The sequence below is a fragment of the Xenorhabdus beddingii genome, assembly GCF_002127545.1.
GTDB classification, from domain to species: domain Bacteria; phylum Pseudomonadota; class Gammaproteobacteria; order Enterobacterales; family Enterobacteriaceae; genus Xenorhabdus; species Xenorhabdus beddingii.
In genome coordinates this window covers 88803-113231 of the sequence record NZ_MUBK01000004.1, presented here as the reverse complement: position 1 = coordinate 113231, position 24429 = coordinate 88803, and the positions used below count along the sequence as shown (strand labels likewise).

Genomic DNA, 24429 nt, shown 5'->3' with positions numbered 1-24429 from the left:
AGATGTAGCGCAGCTAACAAAGCGGCAACTTGAAAGACGAAGGGGATAGTGAACTGGCTTATCTCTGGGCTGTACAATGCTTACATAAAGCGAGTTGCGGATAACCGAATAACAACGCCATGTACATTTGAGAGGAAAGATTTTACAGATTTCATGATGATTTCCTTTGAGGGTTATAAATTGTGATTTACTTCACGAAAATCTAAATTCTGAGGAGGATTTTATGCTCAAAACAAAAAGAGTCAAGATTTTTATTAAATAATTTTTTTAAAATTTAAAAAAAATTTGCAAAATTAATTATCTTTTTGAAATTGAATGGTTTTTTTGTGCCATGGTCTTTATGGAGATTCTGTAGCTTGGCTACTATAACCGCTTTACTGATTTTTTATTCGTCTATACTTTATGTTTAGCTTGTTTTTCGAACAGGATTGAGTCTGGATTCAATACTGTCAGTGGAGAAAATGGATGGAAATCAGTGAAAGTGGTATTGACAAAATTAAAAGTTATGAAGCATTGAGATTGAAAGCGTATCCTGACCCTGCCACTGGAGCAGAGCCGTGGACAATCGGATATGGTCATACAAAGGGGGTAAAACCTGGGCAAGTGATTACAGCACAACAGGCAGAAGCCTTTTTGCGTCAAGATCTTGTTCCCATTTATGGTGCCCTTTATCGATTAGTTAAAGTACCTCTGACACAAGGTCAATTTGATGCTTTATGTTCGTTTATTTTCAATCTGGGAATCGGTAATTTTACCCATTCCACCCTGTTAAAAAAGTTAAATGCAGGAGATTATCAAGGAGCAGCAGGAGAATTTTTGAAATGGGATCGTGCTGATGGGCATGAGCTACCGGGCTTACGTATCAGAAGAGCATCAGAGCAACAAACATTTTTATCATAAGTACATATACAGGATCTTTAGTGATAACTGTTTTCAGGAAAACCTGAGCAGCGATGCGGATTTACTCAGCGGTTACCTGATGAGTCGCATGAACGTATTGAATTTTAGGCTATTAGAGATAAACAATAAAAAACCGTTTAACCCAATATCACTAATAGCCTAACAAAATATATTTTTTACTTTACATCTATTGGATATCAATACCCATGACTGAGAAATTAACTATAAAAAAATTATATCGCTGATGGGCCATATTGTAATACAACACGGTAACCATCAATATCTTCAAAGGTTTTTCCACTCTTATCCCAATAAGGATTATAAGAAGGGACGGGAATAAATCCGGCATTTTGCATTGATTTTATTTGCTCTTGCCACTCAAATTCATCTTCAATATAAAAGACCAATAGATTATCTTTTGTTGGGGCTTTTCCAACATGAGTATTGTGATGATGAGTAAATTCGAGGTGCCAAGAATGATCGGGATGTCCTAGCATAATACCATCAAAACCATCGTGATCTTTGAATTCACCCAACATGATCAAATTTAAGCCTTTATAATACATATCTGCAATTTCGATCAGGTTATCTGTGGGTCTGGCAATTCTGAGTGTCGTCGATTTTTTCATATTTTTTTAATGTCTAGGGTTGAGTTAACAACAGATATTACCTGAATTTTTTTTGGTTTTTTTAGAAAAAAGTGCTGATTAGGTCACCAGCACTCTATTAGGTTTCCTATTTTTTATAGGAACTAAGCTGTTATAGATAATAAAGAAATTTTCATAATAGTGATACACTGAAATTTAGAATATTCCTTACTCTCCGCAGTGCGGAGAGTAAGGAAGTACCCTATGATATTTGAAATATCATGTATGCCAATATAATTAAAAAATATTATTTAATGTCAACATCAATAACTTGATAGAAAGCATTGTTAGTGTCTGCAATCGTCCATACACCAAGAATGACATGATATCCTGACCGCTCTGGAACATCACATTTTAGCGCGACTTTTTGGGTAGGTATTTTCCCACCATCAAAACGCTCGCAGAAGGGTTTTAAATCAAATTGTGCACGAGTAAGCGGCTGATTTGGATTCCAGTCAGGTTTAGTCATGAAAAATTGCCATGAAGCAGTACTATGCCGGGCTGTTAGCGTCCATGTAAACTCATTCATCCCCTTATTGATGTTGACATGATGCCAGCGATCAGCACTTTGTTCGTTGAGTTGCTTGAACTGACCAACACCACCACTTGCAATTTGTCCGTCTGGTGGCCCTCCTTGAGGGAAGCCTTTGGGTCCTTCAACCGATTGTGGCTCATACATGACAGGCCCACAGTTCTTGTTGATATTCTTAGAACATAACAGTGCCCTGCTGGGGGGGGAATCGATATAACCATGACGAGAACCTGATTCAGCAGAACTAAAGAATGGGATTGTACTGAAGGCTGTCAATCCCACTAAAAGTAATGATTTTTTAATGTTCATGATGAAATTCCTATTTTTTCCATACTTGACTGTAAAATAAGTAATTTTACTTATTGTTGTAATATTAATAAGTTTCTATGAGATAAAAATCACTTTAATGAAAAGGCATAGGAAGGTTTATAACAAAGTGAGTCAATGATAAATGCTTAATTTATGATAGGGGTATGCTAGAAATATATTTTTGAGAGATATCAGGTTGTTGGGTGATGGGATGGTGCGGATAGGATTTATCCTATTTTTGTTGCTGGTCTGGAAAAGAAAACCCCTCCCTATATTAGGGAGGGAAAGAGCGAAATAAGAAGCAAATGAGGGTGTACTAAACAAGTAGGAGATTTGGTACACATAAATAAAGTAGACCAAAATAGCAAAATATGCAATAAACCAACCTTAAACAAAGGCTGAAGATGAAGTGCTTTGGGTTAGTTGTCCGGATACACCGTTTACGAACTAAATCAGATGATAAAGTTAAGGTTATTTTAACTGTTTAGGGCTGGATGAATTTTTTGACTTAACAATATTTTACTTTATTGATGTAACAGCCATTTTTTATCATCTAAATTTCACTTATTGCGAGATTGGTGAGTTTTGATTTCATTGTGAAATAATTTCCTCTGTTTAATAACAGAAAAAAGAGGTAGAATAATTTTTTATATTATCTGATTAAATAATAAATGTTTTTAAAAGCATGATGTTCCAAATCGCTGCCTATTATATTTCATCAGTATCCTGTGCGACTAAAGCTAAATTATAACGATTCAGTTGGATTGAAGATAAGGGATTTTATTATGATAAACCGGGATTTTGAGCACTTAAATGTATTGCTTGATAACTTTTTCTCTAGTGATGAAATTTGCAACAGATTTCATCTTATTGAACAAGGTAATATCACTGGCTGGGAGATTTGGCTACAAGTTGAATTCTCTTATATGCTTTCTCAAACTGAACATGAATGGTGGAGAGAGTTTGCATTTAAATACGATAATAGGAAAATAAAGGGTAAAAAATATTTAAGACCTGATTTTTTATTAAGAAAAAAAGGTTGGGCCTTAGATACATATATGATTGTTGAATTTAAGCAACATGCTAACCCAAAATCATGTATAAAAAAATGACTTCTGATTTGAATAAAATTAGCAAAATCAGAAAATCCGAAGTTAACTTAAGGAGTGTTTGGTCGGTCGGTGTGACTAAAGATATAGACGCTATTAAGTTGGATGAGCTTGTGGAAAAATATTTGGGGGATGATATTTACCAGACTAAAAGTAAAAATAAACATATTCAATTAAAGAAAATAGGTGAAACACCTTTCCACTATATTATAATGTAATTGTGCATTTCTAATGTTATATAATATAACCAAGTTTCTTTATCGCTTTGATTGAGTAAACAGGAAATGAATTAACCTTCCCCAGAAACATAACTCGCTATATTTTTGGGGATGTGAACATAGCCAACAAAGCCGTAACTTGAAAGACGACGGGGATATATTGTTACTCAAGGCAGTTTCCTAACTTTTGCCTCTACAACCACGCCGATAATCTGCACATGATTGCCAAGGGGGATCATGTTGTATTGGGCGTTCAGTGGTTTTAAAAATGTATCATACCCCTCAGTGATCAGTTGCCTGAACGTGGGTTCTTTTTCGCCATCAAGTTTTGCGACGACCAGCTTATTGGCTGTGGGCCTGACTTCCGGGTCAACTAAAATAATCATACCTTGCGGTATACTTAATCCATTGGCTGACACCATCGAATCCCCCTTGACTTCCAGCCAAAAAGCACGTTGCGAGCACTCGACAGGGGCTTCATATCGCTTTTCTATACCGCCTGTATCATATTTTGATGTGAGATCTTCACACCAGTGACCTGCATCCACCCATTTGAGTAGTGGATATTGTTTTTGAGGATTTGGATTATCTGAAAACATCGTATGACGACCATCGAGAACCGCGACCAGCTCCCTGGCCTGTTGATCCAGTGACGGGCTGAAATCGGCAATCTGAACGCCCAATTTTTTGGCAAAGTAAACTGCCATCTCCAAATTAAGGGCATTGATGCCATTGAGATAGTGTGAAATTGCACTTTGTGTCTTGCCCTTGTCTTCTGCAAGCGTTTCTTGAGAAATGCCGAGCTGTTTTTTCTTGGCTTCAAATAGTGCTTTTAAGCGTGCGGCATCGGCAAGCTGTTCTGCTGTGAGTTTCTTTTTCATGCACTCATTTTAATACCAATGCTATTAAAATGATAAATACTAAAAGTATTGAAATATTTAGTACTTTAGATATTATTTTGAGCAGACAGGAGGAAACGTATGGAAAAAATTCCGTTATCAGAATATGTAAAGTTAAATGGTCAAGCCAAAGCCGCGCTTTTGGTTGGTGTTCATCAAACTGCGATCAGTAAGGCATTGCGATCTGGTCGTAAAATCTTTTTGATTCGTCAGGAAGATGGAACTTATAAAGCGGAGGAATGCCGCCCATTTCCAAGTCAAAACCCAGTTGCATTACGGGGAAAGAAAATAGCAGAAGTGTAATTAATTCATGTAAATTATAGGTTGAACTTAGTTATTCTACTGATTTTATTAAGATGTTTTTTGTGTATATTACTCAGGAGAGAACATGAATTCTAACATTCGTCATTATTTCAGAGTGATAGGGAGTATTCTTGACATCATGCCCGCAACCGATTATCGCAATACTTTAAATATTGACTCGGCAAGTGGAGATTTAATTGAAAATCAGGTGGTTACTTGTTGCTCAGATTCCTTTCCATCTCCAGAGGCATTAAAAAGCTATGAATCAATTTTACCGGGTTGTGCAGAAAGAATATTCTCTTTTAGAGAAAAAGAGCAGGTTTTTCAACATGAAAAACAGAAAAGAGCATTGGATGGTTTGATAAACAGAGACAAAAGAGGGCAATGGATGGGATTTTCCATCGCGATGTTTATCCTGATTATTGCGACTGTTTTTGCCCTGAAAGGAGAAGTGTTGTTTGCTGGTACGTTAATCACTGTTGATTTAGTTGGGTTGGTCGCCGTTTTTGTCATCGGACGTAGGGCAAACATTAAGTGATTCACAAAATAATATGATGAGTTATTTAACAAGCATGTGATTATTTTTATTGTAGCCTATGTTTGTGGTTCTTATTCACTATCAATAAAGCGGCTTTGATAATTATCGACAAATATAAGAAAAATTGTATGATGGGAGTGCATTTATGTATTTAAGCTAAATTCGTGAGTTATAGAGAGTTAATATGGATATTAAAACATTATGTGATTTATACCAATCGGGGAAAAAACTGAAATATCTTTTTTTCTGGGGTCATAAAACTAATTATAACAACCACATAACTAAATCTTGTTTAAGCCAGTGGTATCCAGTTCAATTTACTGTTGATGATATAAAATACGCGAGTGCAGAACACTATATGATGGCAGGGAAGGCTCGCTTGTTTAATGATCTCGAAGTACTGGAAAAAATTATCAATGCTAAAAATCCAGGTGCTGCAAAAGCATATGGCAGAGAGATACGTGACTTTGACCAATCGGTTTGGGATGAACATCGATTGAAAATCGTGATTGAAGGTAACTTGGCTAAATTTTCTCAGAATAAACCCTTGGCAGAGTTCTTATTAAATACTGGGGAAAAAATATTAGTTGAGGCTAGTCCCGTTGACCGTATCTGGGGGATCGGTCTGGCAGAAGATTTCCCTAAAATTCAGAACCCGTTGATGTGGGATGGTTTGAATTTGTTAGGTTTTGCGTTGATGATTGTACGTGAGAAACTAAAGGCATAAACTAAATGATAGAGTCAGAGCCTGATTGGATAGGTTCTGGCTCCTGTATCTAATTAATAACTATAAACTAATCAACTTTTTCTGTTATAGAAAAATAAATCAATAGTTATTACTCTATGTGTAATGAATATCTTCCATTTTATTTTCTCTTTGGAAAGCAATACCGTCAGGGAATAGATACCTGTTGATCAACACCATCCATTTCCTATTAACACAAAAACGCCCATTTATACGACCAAAGGAACTTGATTTTGTCTAATTCAGTTTTATTTCCGGTGATTGAAAGACCTGAAGCCAAGGTGCAGTTGGTGTTTTTACATCATGCCGGAGGTTCTTGTCTTTCTTATATGGCATTGGCCAACAAATTGTCGGCGTTTATGGAAGTCTACTGTCTCGAACTTGCAGGTAGGGGGACACGTATGTCTGCCCCTTTTCAAACAGAGGCGGAAACTGTACTGGCTGATATCCTGGTTTCGATAAAGCGTTTGAGATTAGGTGAGGATAAACCATTACTGTTATTTGGACACAGTATGGGGGCTGAGCTTGCCTATCAGGTTGCTCAACGGCTTGAATATGAAGCGCCGGAAAAGAAGTTGACCCTGATTATTTCAGCCCGTGGTTTCGTTGATCCCGAAGATCTGAAAAGTAAGCCGCATGAGGAATATTCTGATAATGACGTATTGAACATTCTTGAACAATGTGAAGGAACGCCTGCGAATGTTTTAATTAACGCCGAATTACGTAACTACGTGATTGAAATAATGAGAAATGATCTGATTTTACTGGATGCTTTGTCCCGATTACCGAAAGTAAAGCTAAATGCGCAAATTTACGTGATAGGAGGTGATCAGGATAAGCGAGTGCCTGTTGCTCGATTAGCCGAATGGCGAAAGGAACTGCCTGCACCCGTGAAGCAGCAAATTTTCACGGGTGGACACTTTTATTTGTTCAATAATGATTCAGTGATCCCGTGGCTTGAGAAACAAGCCGGAGCGTTGGTTGGATGAATTTTTGAGTAGGATAACGTCAATGACATTAGCAACGACAAGTAGTCCCGGCCTGTTTTCTGGCAAAAAAATTATTATTGTTCATGGGTATACTGCCTCACCTTCATCAAATTGGTTTCCTTGGTTAAAAGATACCCTGACTGAACAGGGAGCAGAGGTGATCGTACCTGCAATGCCTGAATCATCAGCGCCTGAACCGGAAGTATGGACGAATATGCTGATGGACATCACACCAAGGGCAGACAAAGATACGATTTTTATTGGTCACAGTCTGGGTTGTATCACGGTGTTGCGGCATCTGGAGGCAATAAGCTCTACATCCCTTCATATTGGCGGCTACATATTGGTTTCGGGATATGGCTCTCCTCAAGCCACCTTACCTGAGTTAGATGCTTTTGCTGTCGAACCGTTGGATTATGCTTTCTTGCGTGGGGTGACAGAACATCGTATTTCGATTATTTCATCTAATGATGAAATTGTTCCTCCACACTCTTCCGATGCTTTGGCTCATTCGTTGCAGTCTAAAGTGATTAATGTTGATAATGGCGGACATTTTCTTGATAAGGACGGTTTTACTCGCCTGTTACCTGTTTATCATGCTCTGAAAATGATGGTATCAGAAGAAGTAGACATAAATTATGTTATCTACCCATGAATATGCAAACGATTTGATCTTGTTTGCCTTGATTGTTGACTGTGGGTCTTTCAGTAAAGCGGCAGAGAGCGCAGGCATCACCAGTTCAGTCATTAGTAAGCGGATTGGGCGTTTGGAAAAATACCTCGGTGCCCGGCTGTTATATCGTACTACACGCAGTCTCACCTTAACTGAAAATGGGCGCGGACTGTATCAACATGCCAAGGAAATCAGTACCCGAATTCAAGATGCGTTACATGTCGTCAGTGAAAAAAGTGATGAATTAACGGGAGTGATCCGGATGTCAGTGCCAACTATCTCAGGTGAACTACTCTTGAGTGAGAAAGTCGCTGAGTTCTGTAGCCGACATCCGAAATTAAAGGTGGAAATGCGGTTAGAGAATCATTTTGTTGACTTGGTTAATGAAGGCATTGATTTGGCAATTCGTACTGGCACGATGCCGGATTCCAGTTTGATTGCCAGACCTATCTTGAATTCGCGTTGGGTTATTGTCTGTTCTCCTGCTTATCTGGAAAAACATCCCCAACCACAATCAGCGCAGGATCTTCTTGATCACAATTGCCTGACTTACACCCACCAAGAAAGTGGGACTGCCAACTGGTTGATGAAACACCCTGCCAGCCGTGATATTTATGAATTACAGGTGAATGGAAATTTTTCTTCAAATAATGCCCTGGCAATTCGTAAGGTGGTACTGGGGGGATTTGGCATTGCGATGGTTCCGCGTGTCATGGTGTATGAAGATTTACAGGCCGGAAAATTGGTGGAAATACTGAAAGGGCATAGTGGGAAAGTATTGGGTGTTTATGCTGTTTATCCTTATACCCGAAATTTACCCCTGAAAATCCGAATGTTGATTGAACACATCACAGTCTCTTATAAAAATATTCAGCATTATTTTTAAGGTTTTTCTCTGCTGGGGGGTTAATGACCAGCAGAGATTATGTCATTTTTAGATATAGTCTATTGAAAATTTATACCTAATTAGTGTGATCCCTTCGCGGTTTTTATCTTAAATTATTTTATATCTAACTGATTTTTATTGGTTTAATTTTTTATCTTCCATGTCATCAAGGCATTGATAATGTGTATTAATTCTAATTGTTAAAAAATCACAGCGTAGGAGCTTGGGAAGGGTTGTGATTATAATGGCATTGTTATGAAGATTTAACCTTTCAGCTACATTTCTTCTCTTATAAAAACAGTTACCTGAGGACCCTATGCCCTTATTTTTCAGCATTGCTCCGATTGTCCTGCTGATTTGGATGATGACCAAACGTAAAGGTATTCCATCCTATATTGCTTTACCATTGACCGCGATCCTTGTTTACTTCATACAATTATTCTGGTTAGAAGCCCAGCCTATATTATTACACGCCAATATTATTACGGCCCTGATTTCTGTTTTTACTCCCATTACGATTATCTTAGGCGCAATATTGCTGAATAAATTGATGCAGATCAGTGGCGCTGAAGAGGTTGTGCGCAATTGGCTGGAAAATATCAGTGCTAACCCCGTAGCTCAGTTAATGATTATTGGCTGGGCTTTTGCTTTTATGATTGAGGGAGCCAGCGGTTTTGGCACTCCGGCGGCGATTGCTGCCCCCATATTGGTCGGTTTGGGGTTTAATCCATTGCGGGTTGCCTTGCTGGCCTTGGTGATGAACTCTGTCCCGGTTTCTTTCGGGGCAGTAGGAACGCCGACTTGGTTTGGGTTTGCCAATCTTGGGTTGTCTGAAGAAAATTTATTTGAAATCGGTAAATTGAGCGCGTTAATCCACTTTGTTGCAGGTTTTATCATCCCGTTATTGGCTCTGAGATTTATTGTATCGTGGCAAGAAATTCGCCAAAACCTCCTGTTTATCTTTTTGAGTATCCTAAGTTGTACCCTGCCTTATCTGTTATTGGCTCAGATTAATTATGAATTTCCAGCCCTGATAGGCGGAGCTATTGGGTTGGCTTTGTCGGTATTACTGGCTCGCATGGGTATCGGCATGAAACGCTATGAAAGAAAAAATTCTGGGCAAGCAGTGCCTTTCAGCACAGTCATCAAAGCCATGATACCGACTTTGTTATTGATTGTGATCCTGATTATTACCCGTATTCACCAATTGGGTATTAAGGCGCTGCTGAATAATGCTGAGATCCATTGGCAATTGAATTTAGGATGGCTGGGGGATTTGAGTATCAGTAAGTCTCTTATTATCAGCCTGCAACAGGTATTGGGAACCTCTGCTGCCGCCAGCTATAAGACGTTATATGTCCCGGCGATAATTCCTTTTTTGTTAGTGGTGTTGATCTGTATCCCACTGTTTCGACTGAACCGCCATCAGGTCAAGCAAATGTTCAGTGAAACAGGTTCACGTATTCTTAAGCCATTTATCGCGTTGTTTGGTGCGTTAGTGATGGTCAACATGATGATGTTAGGAGGTGAAAATGCGCCTGTCATCATTATTGGTAAGGCACTGGCTACCATGACGGGGGATAGTTGGTTGCTGTTTTCTTCATTCCTGGGAGCATTGGGTTCATTTTTCTCTGGCTCTAATACGGTTTCTAACCTGACATTCGGCGGGATCCAGCATGCTATCGCCTTGAGCAATGGAATGAATGTCAATTTGATGTTGGCGCTGCAATCTGTGGGTGGTGCTATGGGCAACATGGTTTGTTTAAACAACATCATTGCGGTTTGCTCTATTTTGGGGATCGCTAATGCAGAAGGCCAGATTATGAAGAAAACGATTTTACCCATGCTGGTCTATGGAGGAATTGCGGCTGTCATGGCGGTGATTCTGGCATCTTAAAAAATGTGCGAATAACTTTTCAACCTTAAGGTACATATTATGATTATTTCCGCTTCAACGGACTATCGGGCCGCAGCACAGGCTAAATTACCGCCTTTTCTGTTCCATTATATTGATGGCGGAGCCTATGCAGAGCATACCCTTAAACGTAATACCGCAGATTTATCCGATATTGAATTACGTCAGCGCGTATTGAAAGACATGTCTGAATTAAGTCTGGAAACCTGCTTATTCGGAGAAAAAATGTCAATGCCGGTGGCACTGGGTCCCGTAGGGTTAACGGGAATGTATGCCCGCCGTGGTGAAGTACAGGCGGCGCGTGCTGCGGCAAAAAAAGGCATTCCATTTACCTTATCAACGGTATCAGTATGTCCCATTGAAGAAGTTGCTCCTGCGATTGATCGTCCAATGTGGTTTCAGCTTTATGTTCTGAAAGATCGTGGTTTTATGCGCAATGTGTTGGAAAGGGCGCAGGCTGCGGGCGTCAAGAATTTGGTGTTTACTGTGGATATGCCTGTTCCTGGCGCACGTTATCGTGATGCCCATTCCGGGATGAGTGGCACAAATGCCGCCATGCGACGTGTCTTTCAGGCAATGACCCATCCTCAGTGGGCATGGGATGTAGGGCTATGGGGTAAGCCACATGATCTTGGTAATATCACCGTGTATCGCGGCAAGCCGACGAAATTAGAGGATTACATTGGTTGGTTGGGAAGTAATTTTGATCCGTCAATTTCGTGGAAAGATTTGGAATGGATCCGTGATTTCTGGCAGGGGCCAATGATTATTAAAGGCATTCTCGATCCAGAAGATGCTAAAGACGCCGTGCGTTTTGGTGCAGATGGTATTGTGGTTTCCAACCACGGGGGACGTCAGCTTGACGGTGTTTTGTCAACGTCGCGTGCTTTGCCTGCGATTGCGGATGCAGTCAAAAATGACCTCACAATTCTTGCTGATTCCGGTATCCGAACTGGCTTGGATGTAGTGAGAATGATTGCTCTGGGGGCTGATAGTGTTCTGTTGGGGCGCGCTTTTGCTTATGCGTTGGCAGCGGCAGGTGAAGCCGGTGTTTCCAATTTGTTGGATCTGATTGATAAAGAAATGCGAGTGGCGATGACTTTGACAGGGGCGAAATCAATCTCTGAGATTAATGCAGATTTATTGGTTCCTCATCAAGATTAGATTAATGGCAAATGGCGGCCATTATTGGTCAGCAGAGGTGATCCTGCTGACCGCATAGCGTAACTCAATAAAAAATTATAGGGTGTCGAGTAATATTTCCCCACGGGAAAAAAGTTTCGCTTTACCCGTTAAATAAACGCGATCGCCATCTATCCTGCATAATATCTCACCGCCTCGTTCAGACAATTGACGGGCACGCAGTTCACTTTTATTGATGCGTTTCCCCCAGAAGGGAGCGAGCACACAATGACTGGAACCGGTGACAGGATCTTCATTGACGCCTTTGGCCGGCGCAAAAAAACGTGAAACAAAATCTGTGTGTGACTCACCAAGGGCAGTGATAGCAAGACCAGGTAAAGGAAGAGCTGCAATTTTGTCAAAATCAGGCTGAGCATTAATGATTTGCTCGACGGAGCTCAAAACACAGATATAGCGATCACGCGAAACGAACACTTCGGAAACATTCTGCCCCAGAGCATCTTGCATGATAGGAATGAGGGCTTTTTCTTCATGACAATCGGCGGCAGGGAAATCCAGGGTAAAAACCCCATCTTGATGAAAAACACGCAGCTCACCGGAAAGGCTCTTGAAAGTGAGCGAGTTATCTTGACTGTTGCGATATTTGATGAGCACAAATGCGGTTGCCAATGTTGCATGTCCACATAAATTTACTTCAACTTTAGGTGTAAACCAGCGTAGATGGTTTTCGACCAGAAAAGCCGTTTCTGGCAGGCCAATTTCAGCGGCAATGGAAACCAAAGTTTCATCTGATGGCCACTTATCCAACAAAACAACAGCGGCAGGATTGCCAGAAAACGCAGTTTCCGTGAAAGCATCAACATGGTAAATAGGGTATGAATACATCAGGAACTCACTTATTTTTTATAATGAAAAATCGAATACAGGATGTTGAAAAGACGCTATTTTGTAAAGAGTTATCTAAGTTGATTGCGAAATATACAAAAATTGTAGTATTGACCTTAGGAGACAATGGTTATTAAATAATGCTCTTTGTTATAGTTTCACCAAGGGAAGATATGAAAATCAAAGGATCTTATTGCCTATTTTTTGTTTTGTCAGTGTGTTTTTCTCAGGCTCTGGCATTGGATCTAAGCTACAAAAGCGATATACCCGCTGATAACAAACCTTCAGAAGAGTATCTGAAAAAAAGAAATGAGTTGGAAAGCGGAAATTGGAATACGAAAAAATTAGCTGAGGACAATACCCTGGCCGAGAAACGTGAAGATGAACGTAGGGAGTACAATAATAAATACCAACAAAAAAACAGCCTGGGGCTTGCTTATGACTGGGACAATAAGGCATTTAAACCTTTTGCCTATGACGCTATGAAGCATCTCAATAGATCTCTTAACCGTAAATGTTATCGAGAAACCAGGCAGAAACTAGAAAAAGAGCAAGGGAATGGGTATTCCAATGCCGATATTGCCGATGCCTGTGGTCATTATTAGGCATCAATGAGAACAGGGCTAAATTTGTCCCTGAAAGTACACACAGAAACAATACCGTAGTCTGCAAGGATGCTGGAGAAGAGCGAAAGGATTCGCTCCTTTGCCGTCTCGTTGTATCTTGAAACCGATTGGATTGTATGATGCACTCCGCTTTAAAACTGGCTGATAAGTAGGTTTATCGCTAATGCGATAAATATTAAGCTCGTAATTTTATTTAAAATTATTTGTATTGATGGTTTGTTAGATATCGCATTATTTAAAAAACCGGATAAATAGGCGATGAGAGAAAATAAAATAAAAGCGATAACAATAAATATTAATCCAAGCAAGTAAATGACATGTAGAAGGTCGGAAACCTACTGATGGGTATGAATTAAATTCATGCCATGTTCGATAGTCCTTGCTTATGGAGGTTGTCTTTGTGCCACAACTTATATTCAATGCTCACATGAGGCGCTTCTCGCTCAATATTATAAAATATAGACGGTAAGACAGCTTGGGCGACATAATCGCTGGAAGCTAAGGTGAATTTCCTGTTGCAGCGGCTGGGTTCCATTAATTCTGGTGCATATAGATTATTGAGTTGCTGCATTAATACTGGAAGTTGTTCTTTCAGCCTTTCCCCTTTTGGGGTAAGGATGAATTGATTCGCTTCTCTCACAATAATTTTGTCATGAAAATCTTCACGAAGCTGATTTAATGTTTTACTCATTGCAGACTGTGTAACACCTAACTGTTTTGAGGATTCAGTTAGATTAAGCGTTTGCAGTATTGATACTAAAGCTGGCAGTAATTTGTAATTATTCAAAATGCACTTTCCGTCTGTAAAGCATCTAATGATTTTTGTTACCGCCACGGCATATCCCCGACTCAGAACTGGAGAAGCCGTGACGGCTTAACGATTTTACCTTAACTCCGTTTAAATTCACTGTTGGCATCGCTTATTGGTATCATTGCCACCGTCAGGATTTTACTTCTGTTTCATGCAGGCTGCTCATTAAACGACGGATTGGGATGATTAAAGCCAGCAAGATAACAGAGCAAATGACCAACGACAGTGAAACGTTGGAGAATAGTTGAGGCAGGCTATCCAGCTTATCCGCCCGCACATTACCCCCAATGAGACCCGCAGCCAGATTACCGAGAGCACTGGCACAGAACCATAATCCCATAACTTGCCCACGCATGCGGGAAGGCGCTAATACCGTCATCGTTGCCAGCCCGATTGGGCTGAGGCAAAGTTCCCCAAGAGTGAGAAAGAGAACGCTGAAAACGATCCATAGCGGTGAAACTGTACCACCCGTCACCAACACATTTTGGGCAGCGAACATCATGATGGCAAAGCCACCGGCAGCAAACAGCATACCAATCACAAACTTACCGATACTGTTAGGGTTCATATTGCGTTTTGCCAGTGCAGGCCATAGCCAGCTAAAGAGTGGAGCCAACAGAATAATATACAGTGGATTGATTGACTGGAACCAAACCGCCGGGATCTCATACCCCAGCACCACCCGGTCAGTATAGTCATTGGCAAATAAGTTAAATGATGTCGGTTTTTGCTCGAATGCTGACCAGAATAAAGCGGCTGAAACCAGCAGAATAAAACAGACGAACAAGCGTATTTTCTCATTGCGGTCTAACCCGGCAAACAGGAATAAATAGGCAAAATAGAGAATAACACTGGAAGAAATTACATAGACCAAAACGTTGGCCACTTTAACTGGATTAAATGGAATAACGCCCATAGTCACTAATGCAACAACCATACAGGTTATCATGGCGATTGCGCTGACCCATTTGCCAACATTTTTGCGTTCTATCATTGGACGATCCCAGCTGGAATCTAATCCCGCCTCTTTATCGTAGCTACGCATCAGAGGAACAGTATAAAAGCGAAAAATCAGCAGGGCGACCAACATACCCAATCCACCGACCCCAAAACCCCAGTGCCAGCCATAATTTTTCACCAGCCAGCCAGTGATTAATGCTGCGATCAGGGAACCTAAATTAATCCCCATGTAAAATAGGGAAAATCCACCATCACGACGGGGATCGTTTTTCTTATATAAGGTGCCGACCATGACCGTGACACAGGTCTTGAACAGGCCAGTGCCGAGTGTAATGAGCAGCAATCCAATAAAGAATAGGTGACTCCAAATTGCGGATAAGGCGATTGATAGGTGCCCTAAGGCGATAATAATTGAACCATACCAAACAGCAAGGCGTTGACCCAGCCAGTTGTCGGCAAGCCACCCACCGGGCAGGGATGTCAGGTAAATACTGCCAGCAAAGATCCCGACAATCGCTGATGCCTGTTCACGGGGAATGCCCATACCACCGTCAAAGATAGCGGCAGACATAAACAAAATCAGAAGGGGACGAATACCATAGAACGAAAATCGTTCCCACATTTCTGTCATGAAAAGGGAACTAAGTGGATAAGGATGCCCAAAAAAGGTCCTGTTTTTTCCGTTGTTGATTGAAGATTGCATCTAATAATTCTTCCTAAAAAACCATCTTCATGATGGGGGTGTTTTACAAGCCAAAATGAAAAAGTTGCCTTATAACCATATTGGTCAAAACCATTAACATATCGTTATAAAACTCTTTACTTAATTATTGGTGTATTTTTAACATGTTCTTCGTTCTTTTCATCTGCGAGAAGCACGTTTTCTACTTTATACTCCATTTTTTAGAATGAAAGTCGATGAGAATCTCATTTTCAGAATTTAATAGTGGGTATGTGACGGGAGATATTGACTTAAATATTTTTTTATTCTGTAAAATATTTTCTGTCAAATATGTTATAAAACAAGAGATTAATTTTTAAAATAATACATATCTTGATATTTTGTTACGTTACCATACAAATATGGATTTTAAGTGGGTAGAGATTACATAAAGGCAGTGACGTAAAGGGGATGTGGATACTCAGATATTGGCTGCTATATAGCAGCCAACTATTTGCTAATTATGAATATTATCATTATCACCATACAAAGATGGCATGCCTTTGGGACGGGTTTTGAAACGGCGGTGTAGCCACATGTATTGATCCGGTGCCTGCATAATCTCTTTTTCAATCACCTTATTCATGAATGTCGCGGCTTCCAGTTCATCCTTTAGAGGAAAATTTTCCACAGCGGGTTGAATCATTAATTCATAACCTTTTCCATCCGGTAACCGGCGGGGAGTAAAAGGGATCAATGCTGGTCTGGACAGACGAACGAGAATTGAGGTTCCAGTTGTAGTTGCCGCGTGTTCAACGGCAAACAGTGGGGCAAATACGCTATTACGCGGGCCATAATCATGATCAGGTGCATACCAGACAATCTCACCGTTTTTCAGGCAGCGGATCATACCCTTCACATCTTTTCTATCCAGCATAGATTTATTGGAACGGAGCCGGCCCCATGTTTGCAGCCAATCCATCACCGGATTGTCATTTGGGCGATAAACACCGATCCCCGGATTCAATATCCCAAAGATCCGGGCACCTAATTCCAATGTCAGGAAGTGAACCCCAATAACGATAATCCCTTGGCCTTTGGATTGCACCGTTTGAATATTCTCCCGGCCAGTGACTTTGAACCAGCGCCGGACTCTCCAATCGGGCCAGAACCAGGCCATGCCAGTTTCAAACAAACCCATGCCAACAGATTCAAAATTTTTAACCAGCCATTCGTGTCGTTTCTCTGGTGACATGTCAGGGAAACAGAGCGTCAGGTTGCGTTCAGCCACTTTAGCCCGCTTTTTCAAAAAACGTTGTGATAGCCGACCGAGCCGGGTTCCCATCCAATAAATCGCGGGATAAGGGAGTAAAACCAATAAATACAGTATGCCGATACCTAGCCAGGTCAGCCAGTAACGGGGATGTAATAATGAACGACAAAAAGGAGGTGCTTGTATCATGTGTTTTCAGTGTGTTATTTGAGTAGACCCTAAGCGTAATTTTGGTGCATTGTGACATTTTTTAATGGAATATCGAAATATTGGGGCACTAAATACTTAATTGGGCGATAAATTATTCGATCAGCCGATTCTGCCTGATGGTATTTTACTACGTTATGGCGCGTTATGGTCATCCTTTACAAGGTAGTGGCATGATTATGATATTCCCGTGCATAACATTCAAATGCTTGCTTTACATTGATTGAACACGGGAACATAAATCACTATCCGCTAAAGAGCATTTTCGCTATGATATCCGGCTCTCAATGGGGTAACCATTGAAATTTTCATTCTTTTGTCATCGAAATTCAGGAAAGTACACCATGCCAGTGTTACATAACCGTATTTCTAATAAAGAGCTGAAAGAGCGTATGTTGGCTGAAACTGAACCGCGCACTACCATCTCTTTTTATAAATATTTTACCATTTCCGAACCACAGGCTTTTCGCGATAGCCTGTATCAAAAATTTACTGAGCTCTCTGTCTTTGGGCGGGTTTATATCGCCAAAGAAGGTATCAATGCGCAAATCAGTGTGCCTTCTGGTCATGTTGATGCTTTGAAAGCATTATTGGATGAAACTGACCCTGCTTTACGTAATCTGCGCCTTAATATTGCCCTGGAAGATGACGGTAAGTCCTTTTGGGTATTGCGCATGAAAGTGCGTGAACTCATTGTTGCTGATGGTATTGAAGATCAAACTTTTGATCCAGCAAAAACAGGTGAATATCTCAAAGCGGAACAGGTTAACCAAATGCTGGATGATCCTGACACCGTTTTTGTGGATATGCGCAATCACTACGAATATGAAGTAGGGCACTTCGAAAACGCAATTGAAGTCCCTTCTGATACGTTTCGTGAACAACTGCCAATGGCAGTGGACATGCTGAAAGACAATAAAGATAAAAATATCGTTATGTACTGTACTGGCGGAATTCGTTGCGAAAAAGCGAGTGCATATATGCTGCATAATGGTTTTAACAAAGTCTATCATGTAGAGGGTGGCATTATTGAATATGCCCGTAAAGCGAAAGAACAAGGGTTGCCAGTTCGTTTTATTGGCAAAAACTTTGTCTTTGATGAGCGTATGGGTGAGCGTATTTCTGAGACAATTATTGCTCATTGTCATCAGTGCGGTGCAGCATGTGATAGTCATACCAATTGTAAAAATGACGGCTGTCATCTGTTATTTATCCAGTGCCCATCTTGTGCGGAGCGTTTCGAAGGCTGCTGCAGCGATAACTGTCGCGAAGAGATGAGGTTGCCTGAAGATGAACAGCGAGCTCGTCGTGCCGGGAGAGAAAATGGGGCTAAGATTTTCAATAAATCCCGCTACCGGTTAAATGATGGTTTGAATATTACATCACTGCAATCCATCAAGTGACATAGGCCCGTTGTCTTTCAAGTTGCAGCTTGTCGGTTGCAACTTGAAGTCGATAGGGCATAAATATTCTTTAACTGGTTACCTCATCAATATCGATCAATTAGCGTAAATAATTCAGTATTATTTACGCTAAAGAGGGTTGTTTAAATTCCTTAACAGAAATATTTAAAGATATTGTAAATAAAAAGTAACTCTATTTTGTTGGAAACCCCTATTTTTTCGATAATATGCCTTTTGTGGGAGTAGACGGTGCTATTGCTGATTTTTAATATTTTGGCAATCTTATGGGTACTTGTTTCTAACATCCAATAATAGATGACACGGTTTTCCTGATGGCTAAAAATAGAGTTGTGGGCATTGAAATGAGAAAAATAATGTTGAATATCAAATAATGCCATTTCTTTTAGGCGATCAAGTAATGCCATCAGGTTTTTCTTTGATAGGAAAAAATCATTATTTGTCAATTGGATAGGTGTTTTTCCAAAGGGGTATGGTTTATTGATATAAGTATAAATACGCGCTTCATTGACTAATGAAATTAATAAGTTAAGTTGTTCGCAATATTCAATGTGGTAACCATAATGAGTTAAATTAGCCAAAATGATATCTGGAGAAAAGACAGGCAGGATATTTATAGCGTCGTGAATTGATGCAGCTTCTTTAGGAAAAATATGGGTATTTTCTTTTAGAAATTCAATGATTCCTAAGCGTGTATAATGGCATTCATCAATGATTAAAAGTTTCATTACTTGAACATCCTTGTTCTACTATGGCTATATAAATGATTAGCTTAATAATTAAGCGCTTGGAGGATAAATACAATCATATGATACAGTATTATAAAAAATAGTGAACTAGATGGATAATTTGGATGGTCATTGTTTGTTCGAATACCTACCTTGGACACTCAATACATGAGTGTCCAAATGTTTTGAAAGTATCGAAATTCATCGTTAATGTTTAATGTGGTCAAGCTGACTGTATTCTGATGCTTCTATCTTTTCAATTCCGGCTTGTAAAATGAGGATAAGCTGTTTGGCTACTCCTGTTGTTAACCACAAAGTTTTGTCAACATTGACATTCTCTGAGGCTTGGTCTTGGGAGGATGAATAATGAAGACGTATCATCATGGCGTCATAGGCATCGACAGTGCTGATATCCCAGCCGACAACAGGATGAGTTTGAATTATTTCATTTTTTTTTCCCATAAAACCTCCTAATCATACTACTGCATCATTATTGATATAATTGACTAAGAGCAAAACAACTCATTTAGGGTGAACCAATAGCAGTATAAACCTTTTTGCCAATCTAAGAAGTGAAAAGAGTGGATTTTTTTCATTATCACAGACAGAAATCATTGTAACGTGTTCCTGCTTTTTATCGTTCAGCCAAGTGTGCGGAAATAAAGCATAATTTCCGCACGGTCAGCGGTGAAAAAATTACTCACATAATTTGACATCCCATCCGGCATCTTCCCCGGCAAGGAACGGAATTAACCTTTCATCACCGCACTCAACATATTCAACTACGGGTGTCGGTTTACGTGTCAGTTGTATAAGACCATCATTAATTGGCAAATTGTAGAATGCTGGGCCATTTAAGGAGCAGAAAGATTCAAAATGTTCCATTGCCCCGATTTCTTCAAAAACTGTCGCATAGGCAGCCAGAGCGGTAGGTGCGTTGAAGACACCGGCACAACCACAAGAAGACTCTTTGCGGTGTAGTACATGAGGAGCTGAATCTGTACCCAGAAAGAAGCGATTACAGCCACTGGCCACTGCGGCTCTTAAGGCTTCTTGATGAATATTGCGTTTTAGGACGGGTAAGCAGTAAAGATGGGGACGAATACCGCCAACCAGCATATGGTTGCGGTTGAACATCAAATGCTGTGGCGTCAGTGTGGCACCTAATTTATCGTTACCTGCAAGAACGTATTCTGCGGCTTCTTTGGTTGTAATATGCTCAAAAACCACTTTGAGTTCAGGAAACTGTTTGCGTAATGGTTCCATCACTTGTTCGATGAATCGTGCTTCACGGTCAAAAATATCGATATGGGAGGCCGTAACTTCGCCATGGATCAACAGAGGCATGCCTATTTTTTCCATAGTTTCCAATAATGGATAGATCTTTTTGATATCAGAAACACCGTGGCTGGAATTCGTTGTTGCGTTGGCGGGATAGAGTTTACAGGCAGTGAAAATGCCTTCCTTATGACCTGCTTCAATTTGACTGCCGTCTGTTGAATCGGTCAGGTAACAGGTCATAAGAGGTTCGAAATGGTGATCTGATGGAATAGCGGCGAGGATCCGATCCTTATAGGCTTTGGCACTGGCAACATCTGTCACCGGAGAGGCAAGGTTGGGCATGACGATAGCTCGGCCAAAGAAACGGCTGGTATGGGGGACAATAGTTTTTAGCATATCACCATCGCGGAAATGGACATGCCAGTCGTCAGGGCGGCGGATTTTAATTGTATATGATTCGGTGGTCATGAAACCGGCTCCAGAATATAGGTGGAAAATGGTGGATGCTGATTCAGCACTCCTTAAGCCGGAGGAGGATGATAAAACGAAAATAGCTAAATAGCTATTGTTGAATGATAAAATCCTGTTAATTTTGAATTATTAAGTTTTTAAATTTATTTTAATGAGGGTATTCAGAGGAAATTATCGTATCGAAAAAAGGAAAACGAGAAGTAACAACACGAGGGTGAATTGAAATTGGCTCCTCCAGCTGGACTCGAACCAGCGACATACGGATTAACAGTCCGCCGTTCTACCGACTGAACTATGGAGGAACTCCTTCAAGACGGGGTGAATATTAACGGCACTTTTTACGTTTGTCAAAGCAGAAAATAACAATAACTGTTTGTTTGATGGTAATGTGTACTGGATGTGGTTTTTTTAGACTTCCATCATCTGCTCCGGGAGGAATTCGATCGTGATAACTCATCAGTAGTGCCAGAGGGTAAGAAGGGGAGCAGGGAAAATATTTCGAAAAATGGAAATGTTCAACAGCAGAAAATAGAAGAGTAGAAATAGAAGCGTAAATAGCAAAAAGCCTGATTAGCAAAACTAATCAGGCTCTTCAGAATATCTGGCTCCTCCAGCTGGACTCGAACCAGCGACATACGGATTAACAGTCCGCCGTTCTACCGACTGAACTATGGAGGAACTCCTTCAAGACGGGGCGAATAATAACGGTACTTTTTACGTTTGTCAAAGCAGAAAATAACATTAACTATTTGATTGCTTGTAATGTGTGCTTATTGGCCCCTTTTTGCTCTTTATTGCATTTTTGGGAATGAATGAGGATGTTAAAGTGCCCAAATATTGGGAATAAAGAAAAAGAACTAGTGAGAAGACAGTCAGTTGTAAAATCAACCGTTGGCAGGAAATAACTACAGGAAATAAATAGCAGAAAGCCCGACTAGCAGAGCTAACCGGGCTTTCCTGAATTTGGCTCCTCCAGCTGGACTCGAACCAGCGACATACGGATTAACAGTCCGCCGTTCTACCGACTGAACTATGGAGGAATTACTTCGTTCCTGAGAACGGGGCGAATATTACAGAGAATACCTTGAGGTTGTAAAGTAAAAAAAAGAAAAATAAGCTCAAGTGAATGATATATGCTCTAAATGGTGTTTTTTTGTTGTTTTCTGATGAAATTATAACTGGTTCAGTGTGCTTTAATTGATTTTATCGTGAGTCATGACATGCGGTTTCCCCTAGGAAAAGTTGATTTATTTTACAATTACTATTCAAACATCGAGAGTAAAGAGGAAAAAAGAGTTAATGAGAGGATAGTCAGTTATAAGATCAATCGTTGGCAGGAAAGTCACCGTTAGTAGAGAACGCACAGTTGGCAGGAAATATAGGCAGTAAGAAAAAATAACAAGCGGGAAATAAACAGCAGAAAGCCCGACTAGCAGAGCTAACCGGGCTTTCCTGAATTTGGCTCCTCCAGCTGGACTCGAACCAGCGACATACGGATTAACAGTCCGCCGTTCTACCGACTGAACTATGGAGGAATTTCTTCGTTCCTGAGAACGGGGCGAATATTAGCGATGAACCAGAATAGTGTCAACGCAAAAATTCTTTTTTCTTACCGCTCGCTCATCATGTGAGCGCATTGTGTCATGATTGTACTATTTCATTGAACCTATGCACTTTTATTTACCATATTAGTAGGCCGGGCATAAGGTGATTGATCCGAACAGGCGATGAGAAACACATCATAAAAACAGATACTGTGTTTTTTCTTCATAACGTGTTTGATGTCATCTTTGATTTCATTAGGTACTCGAGGATGAGTGAGTATTTTGTTAATGGCTTTTTTGGAAACCTGTTCGTTGACAAACCATTCGCCGTTATAACATACACGTAAATCGAGTACGTCAATGTCTTCGAAATGATAGACAGGCTTGATATCAAATAATAGAACGGTTGCCATGGCGATAAAAGCCACGGTAAATGCAAAAATTGACCAAGCGCCAAAATAGGGCGCATACCACATGAGCATAGCAAGAAAAGCATAAGCGATAAGCATCGCCAGACATAGGTAGGGGTGATGGTGAATAAAAATGCTGTTGAAGTGCACTTTACCATCACGATGCTCTTTAAGATTGATCCGCTCAAGATCTTGAATCAATATCTGTTTGATGATGTTCATAATGCTAACCCACTTATTTGTAGAAAAGTGTTGTAAAAAGCGAGATCGAATTGAAAATTTTACCATTTTCAAGGTTAGCATGTCCGCAACACACATCTGTATAGCAATTGCTTTAATTTATTTGAAAAATTGTTATTGTCGGCGAGAAATATCAGTATTTTCGCTAAGCTAAAAGTTGAATAAATCAAATAAAGTTATAAGTACACCTTTTTATTATGTTATTCTGTTCTAATATTGAGCGTATGCAGCTTTTTTAAATCGATAATACATAAAAAGGTTGCTATTCGCGTTCGTTAATGCGTTAATGCGTTTGGCCTGATTAACAGACCTACTTTATGTACGACATCTTGAGTTAATGAGTTATGTGTAAGTGCTATCTCCGGTAGCCTTTGTTGACCGTTTCCTTCTTAGTGCCTCCATAAGTAATACTGATACTGGCCAACACATACATGCCCGAGGTGGCGAGTTTTTTTTGATATATAGGAAAGTCAAATGACTGACAAAATGAAAGGTCAAGTGAAGTGGTTCAACGAGTCTAAAGGCTTTGGTTTCATCACTCCAGCTGATGGTAGCAAAGACGTATTCGTACATTTCTCTGCCATTCAAGGTAACGGTTTCAAAACTCTGGCAGAAGGCCAGAACGTAGAATTCACCATTGAAAATGGTGCCAAAGGCCCAGCAGCAGCTAACGTATCTGCTATCTAATTTAGCCTTTATGCCTTATTTAAGCTCGCCAGGTAAAAATGCCGTGGCGGGCTTTTTGTTTTTTATATTTTATGAAATTATTTCTGTAAGTTTCTAGGCTAATTTATTTATATTACAAGAATAACCTTGTGAAAATAATAGCTTGGTTACTATTGGTTAAGATCGGCGCCAATAAAACGACGAATATTTGTAGTGCGTTGTGTTTTAATGAATCAGAGCACGCATAGATTTTTGTAAAACGCTCTCTCGACCAATGTCTTTACTTATTAAGTTTACCTGTTTATACTTCCCCGCAAATTCCACTAGGGAGCCAACAATTGGACAGTCAAAGTTTTAGATTAGATACAAAGTAACCCGGTAAGCTGTTCATCTCATCCCGATTTGCTGCTTACCAGAAATGGTGGCGGTACTACTTTAA

At 40.1% G+C, this 24429-nt stretch carries 25 protein-coding genes and 4 tRNA genes; 14 read left to right on the top strand and 15 right to left on the bottom strand.

Going from position 1 to position 24429, the window contains the following annotated elements; all coding sequences use genetic code 11:
- The first annotated feature begins 465 nt into the window (after nt 1-465).
- The gene (locus tag Xbed_RS04040; protein ID WP_086111659.1) at nt 466-900 is read left to right on the top strand and encodes a lysozyme; all 435 of its coding nucleotides are present in this window, start codon (nt 466-468) and stop codon (nt 898-900) included.
- Between the two features lie 233 nt (nt 901-1133).
- Here Xbed_RS04040 and Xbed_RS04035 read toward each other — a convergent pair whose 3' ends face one another.
- Nucleotides 1134-1529 carry a VOC family protein gene (locus Xbed_RS04035; protein ID WP_086111658.1) on the bottom strand — a complete coding sequence of 132 codons (396 nt, stop codon included), beginning with the start codon at nt 1527-1529 and terminating at the stop codon, nt 1134-1136.
- Between the two features lie 265 nt (nt 1530-1794).
- Complete coding sequence (locus Xbed_RS04030; RefSeq protein WP_086111657.1) at nt 1795-2388, bottom strand: lytic polysaccharide monooxygenase; 594 nt, start codon at nt 2386-2388, stop codon at nt 1795-1797.
- 785 nt (nt 2389-3173) lie between these two features.
- Here Xbed_RS04030 and Xbed_RS20115 point away from each other — a divergent pair.
- Nucleotides 3174-3500, top strand: coding sequence for a hypothetical protein (locus Xbed_RS20115; RefSeq protein WP_244182401.1), 327 nt, complete (start codon nt 3174-3176; stop codon nt 3498-3500).
- Nucleotides 3497-3715 carry a hypothetical protein gene (locus tag Xbed_RS20110; RefSeq protein ID WP_244182400.1) on the top strand — a complete coding sequence of 73 codons (219 nt, stop codon included), beginning with the start codon at nt 3497-3499 and terminating at the stop codon, nt 3713-3715. The genes Xbed_RS20115 and Xbed_RS20110 overlap by 4 nt, the downstream gene beginning before the upstream one ends.
- Before the next feature lie 167 nt (nt 3716-3882).
- On the opposite strand, the gene Xbed_RS04020 is transcribed toward Xbed_RS20110, so the two are convergent.
- Nucleotides 3883-4596 carry a LexA family protein gene (locus tag Xbed_RS04020; RefSeq protein ID WP_086111656.1) on the bottom strand — a complete coding sequence of 238 codons (714 nt, stop codon included), beginning with the start codon at nt 4594-4596 and terminating at the stop codon, nt 3883-3885.
- 99 nt (nt 4597-4695) lie between these two features.
- On the opposite strand from Xbed_RS04020, the gene Xbed_RS04015 reads away from it, so the two are divergent.
- The 8 genes from Xbed_RS04015 (at nt 4696) to lldD (ending at nt 11827) form a co-directional block, all read left to right on the top strand.
- On the top strand, nt 4696-4917 hold the full coding sequence (locus Xbed_RS04015; protein ID WP_086111655.1) for a Cro/CI family transcriptional regulator: 222 nt from the start codon (nt 4696-4698) through the stop codon (nt 4915-4917).
- A gap of 85 nt (nt 4918-5002) precedes the next feature.
- Nucleotides 5003-5455, top strand: a complete 453-nt coding sequence (locus Xbed_RS04010) for a DUF2335 domain-containing protein (protein WP_086111654.1) — start codon at nt 5003-5005, stop codon at nt 5453-5455.
- 184 nt (nt 5456-5639) lie between these two features.
- Nucleotides 5640-6182, top strand: coding sequence for an NADAR family protein (locus tag Xbed_RS04005; protein ID WP_086111653.1), 543 nt, complete (start codon nt 5640-5642; stop codon nt 6180-6182).
- Between the two features lie 251 nt (nt 6183-6433).
- Complete coding sequence (locus tag Xbed_RS04000; protein WP_086111652.1) at nt 6434-7189, top strand: thioesterase II family protein; 756 nt, start codon at nt 6434-6436, stop codon at nt 7187-7189.
- A 22-nt stretch (nt 7190-7211) separates the two neighbouring features.
- Nucleotides 7212-7844, top strand: coding sequence for an RBBP9/YdeN family alpha/beta hydrolase (locus tag Xbed_RS03995; RefSeq protein ID WP_086111651.1), 633 nt, complete (start codon nt 7212-7214; stop codon nt 7842-7844).
- Nucleotides 7828-8748 (top strand): LysR family transcriptional regulator, encoded by a 921-nt coding sequence (locus Xbed_RS03990; protein WP_086111650.1) that lies wholly within the window; start codon nt 7828-7830, stop codon nt 8746-8748. The genes Xbed_RS03995 and Xbed_RS03990 overlap by 17 nt, the downstream gene beginning before the upstream one ends.
- A gap of 316 nt (nt 8749-9064) precedes the next feature.
- The gene (locus tag Xbed_RS03985) at nt 9065-10645 is read left to right on the top strand and encodes an L-lactate permease (RefSeq protein WP_086111649.1); all 1581 of its coding nucleotides are present in this window, start codon (nt 9065-9067) and stop codon (nt 10643-10645) included.
- Nucleotides 10646-10684: 39 nt separating this feature from the next.
- The gene (gene lldD, locus Xbed_RS03980; RefSeq protein ID WP_086111648.1) at nt 10685-11827 is read left to right on the top strand and encodes an FMN-dependent L-lactate dehydrogenase LldD; all 1143 of its coding nucleotides are present in this window, start codon (nt 10685-10687) and stop codon (nt 11825-11827) included.
- A 75-nt stretch (nt 11828-11902) separates the two neighbouring features.
- On the opposite strand, the gene Xbed_RS03975 is transcribed toward lldD, so the two are convergent.
- Nucleotides 11903-12691: a PhzF family phenazine biosynthesis protein gene (locus Xbed_RS03975; protein WP_086111647.1), complete on the bottom strand. Its 789-nt coding sequence runs from the start codon at nt 12689-12691 to the stop codon at nt 11903-11905.
- A 173-nt stretch (nt 12692-12864) separates the two neighbouring features.
- Here Xbed_RS03975 and Xbed_RS03970 point away from each other — a divergent pair, with 173 nt between their 5' ends.
- Nucleotides 12865-13296, top strand: coding sequence for a hypothetical protein (locus Xbed_RS03970; RefSeq protein ID WP_086111735.1), 432 nt, complete (start codon nt 12865-12867; stop codon nt 13294-13296).
- A gap of 379 nt (nt 13297-13675) precedes the next feature.
- On the opposite strand, the gene Xbed_RS03965 is transcribed toward Xbed_RS03970, so the two are convergent.
- The 3 genes from Xbed_RS03965 to Xbed_RS03955 form a co-directional block, all read right to left on the bottom strand.
- Nucleotides 13676-14152: a LysR family transcriptional regulator gene (locus Xbed_RS03965; protein WP_208612190.1), complete on the bottom strand. Its 477-nt coding sequence runs from the start codon at nt 14150-14152 to the stop codon at nt 13676-13678.
- A gap of 106 nt (nt 14153-14258) precedes the next feature.
- Nucleotides 14259-15791: a peptide MFS transporter gene (locus Xbed_RS03960; RefSeq protein WP_086111646.1), complete on the bottom strand. Its 1533-nt coding sequence runs from the start codon at nt 15789-15791 to the stop codon at nt 14259-14261.
- Nucleotides 15792-16266: 475 nt separating this feature from the next.
- Entirely contained in the window at nt 16267-17211 is a 945-nt protein-coding gene (locus Xbed_RS03955) for a Kdo(2)-lipid IV(A) acyltransferase (protein WP_086111645.1), read from the bottom strand.
- A 362-nt stretch (nt 17212-17573) separates the two neighbouring features.
- On the opposite strand from Xbed_RS03955, the gene trhO reads away from it, so the two are divergent.
- Nucleotides 17574-18632 (top strand): oxygen-dependent tRNA uridine(34) hydroxylase TrhO, encoded by a 1059-nt coding sequence (trhO, locus tag Xbed_RS03950; RefSeq protein ID WP_086111644.1) that lies wholly within the window; start codon nt 17574-17576, stop codon nt 18630-18632.
- 152 nt (nt 18633-18784) lie between these two features.
- On the opposite strand, the gene Xbed_RS03945 is transcribed toward trhO, so the two are convergent.
- The 8 genes from Xbed_RS03945 to Xbed_RS03910 all read right to left on the bottom strand — a co-directional run bounded on the left by Xbed_RS03945 (nt 18785) and on the right by Xbed_RS03910 (nt 23306).
- Nucleotides 18785-19378, bottom strand: coding sequence for a LuxR C-terminal-related transcriptional regulator (locus tag Xbed_RS03945; RefSeq protein WP_086111643.1), 594 nt, complete (start codon nt 19376-19378; stop codon nt 18785-18787).
- A 207-nt stretch (nt 19379-19585) separates the two neighbouring features.
- On the bottom strand, nt 19586-19840 hold the full coding sequence (gene bssS / locus Xbed_RS03940; RefSeq protein ID WP_086111642.1) for a biofilm formation regulator BssS: 255 nt from the start codon (nt 19838-19840) through the stop codon (nt 19586-19588).
- Nucleotides 19841-20074: 234 nt separating this feature from the next.
- Nucleotides 20075-21127 carry a dihydroorotase gene (gene pyrC, locus Xbed_RS03935; protein ID WP_086111641.1) on the bottom strand — a complete coding sequence of 351 codons (1053 nt, stop codon included), beginning with the start codon at nt 21125-21127 and terminating at the stop codon, nt 20075-20077.
- Between the two features lie 229 nt (nt 21128-21356).
- Nucleotides 21357-21432, bottom strand: a tRNA-Asn gene (locus Xbed_RS03930).
- 300 nt (nt 21433-21732) lie between these two features.
- A tRNA-Asn gene (locus tag Xbed_RS03925) sits at nt 21733-21808 on the bottom strand.
- 286 nt (nt 21809-22094) lie between these two features.
- Nucleotides 22095-22170: transfer RNA gene (locus Xbed_RS03920), tRNA-Asn, on the bottom strand.
- Nucleotides 22171-22589: 419 nt separating this feature from the next.
- Nucleotides 22590-22665, bottom strand: a tRNA-Asn gene (locus Xbed_RS03915).
- A gap of 131 nt (nt 22666-22796) precedes the next feature.
- Nucleotides 22797-23306 carry a YlaC family protein gene (locus Xbed_RS03910; protein WP_086111640.1) on the bottom strand — a complete coding sequence of 170 codons (510 nt, stop codon included), beginning with the start codon at nt 23304-23306 and terminating at the stop codon, nt 22797-22799.
- Between the two features lie 492 nt (nt 23307-23798).
- Here Xbed_RS03910 and cspE point away from each other — a divergent pair, with 492 nt between their 5' ends.
- Complete coding sequence (gene cspE / locus Xbed_RS03905) at nt 23799-24011, top strand: transcription antiterminator/RNA stability regulator CspE (RefSeq protein WP_086111639.1); 213 nt, start codon at nt 23799-23801, stop codon at nt 24009-24011.
- Nucleotides 24012-24429: the final 418 nt, after the last annotated feature.

Coding starts and splice junctions, on each gene's coding strand:
- pyrC (WP_086111641.1), bottom strand. CDS start 21,127: ATGACCACCGAATCATATACAATTAAAATCCGCCGCCCTGACGACTGG.
- Xbed_RS04020 (WP_086111656.1), bottom strand. CDS start 4,596: ATGAAAAAGAAACTCACAGCAGAACAGCTTGCCGATGCCGCACGCTTA.
- Xbed_RS04005 (WP_086111653.1), top strand. CDS start 5,640: ATGGATATTAAAACATTATGTGATTTATACCAATCGGGGAAAAAACTG.
- trhO (WP_086111644.1), top strand. CDS start 17,574: ATGCCAGTGTTACATAACCGTATTTCTAATAAAGAGCTGAAAGAGCGT.
- Xbed_RS03945 (WP_086111643.1), bottom strand. CDS start 19,378: ATGAAACTTTTAATCATTGATGAATGCCATTATACACGCTTAGGAATC.
- Xbed_RS03960 (WP_086111646.1), bottom strand. CDS start 15,791: ATGCAATCTTCAATCAACAACGGAAAAAACAGGACCTTTTTTGGGCAT.
- Xbed_RS04015 (WP_086111655.1), top strand. CDS start 4,696: ATGGAAAAAATTCCGTTATCAGAATATGTAAAGTTAAATGGTCAAGCC.
- Xbed_RS04040 (WP_086111659.1), top strand. CDS start 466: ATGGAAATCAGTGAAAGTGGTATTGACAAAATTAAAAGTTATGAAGCA.
- Xbed_RS03975 (WP_086111647.1), bottom strand. CDS start 12,691: ATGTATTCATACCCTATTTACCATGTTGATGCTTTCACGGAAACTGCG.
- cspE (WP_086111639.1), top strand. CDS start 23,799: ATGACTGACAAAATGAAAGGTCAAGTGAAGTGGTTCAACGAGTCTAAA.
- Xbed_RS03970 (WP_086111735.1), top strand. CDS start 12,865: ATGAAAATCAAAGGATCTTATTGCCTATTTTTTGTTTTGTCAGTGTGT.
- Xbed_RS03985 (WP_086111649.1), top strand. CDS start 9,065: ATGCCCTTATTTTTCAGCATTGCTCCGATTGTCCTGCTGATTTGGATG.
- Xbed_RS03995 (WP_086111651.1), top strand. CDS start 7,212: ATGACATTAGCAACGACAAGTAGTCCCGGCCTGTTTTCTGGCAAAAAA.
- Xbed_RS03990 (WP_086111650.1), top strand. CDS start 7,828: ATGTTATCTACCCATGAATATGCAAACGATTTGATCTTGTTTGCCTTG.
- Xbed_RS03955 (WP_086111645.1), bottom strand. CDS start 17,211: ATGATACAAGCACCTCCTTTTTGTCGTTCATTATTACATCCCCGTTAC.
- Xbed_RS04030 (WP_086111657.1), bottom strand. CDS start 2,388: ATGAACATTAAAAAATCATTACTTTTAGTGGGATTGACAGCCTTCAGT.
- Xbed_RS20110 (WP_244182400.1), top strand. CDS start 3,497: ATGACTTCTGATTTGAATAAAATTAGCAAAATCAGAAAATCCGAAGTT.
- Xbed_RS04035 (WP_086111658.1), bottom strand. CDS start 1,529: ATGAAAAAATCGACGACACTCAGAATTGCCAGACCCACAGATAACCTG.
- bssS (WP_086111642.1), bottom strand. CDS start 19,840: ATGGGAAAAAAAAATGAAATAATTCAAACTCATCCTGTTGTCGGCTGG.
- lldD (WP_086111648.1), top strand. CDS start 10,685: ATGATTATTTCCGCTTCAACGGACTATCGGGCCGCAGCACAGGCTAAA.
- Xbed_RS03910 (WP_086111640.1), bottom strand. CDS start 23,306: ATGAACATCATCAAACAGATATTGATTCAAGATCTTGAGCGGATCAAT.
- Xbed_RS04010 (WP_086111654.1), top strand. CDS start 5,003: ATGAATTCTAACATTCGTCATTATTTCAGAGTGATAGGGAGTATTCTT.
- Xbed_RS20115 (WP_244182401.1), top strand. CDS start 3,174: ATGATAAACCGGGATTTTGAGCACTTAAATGTATTGCTTGATAACTTT.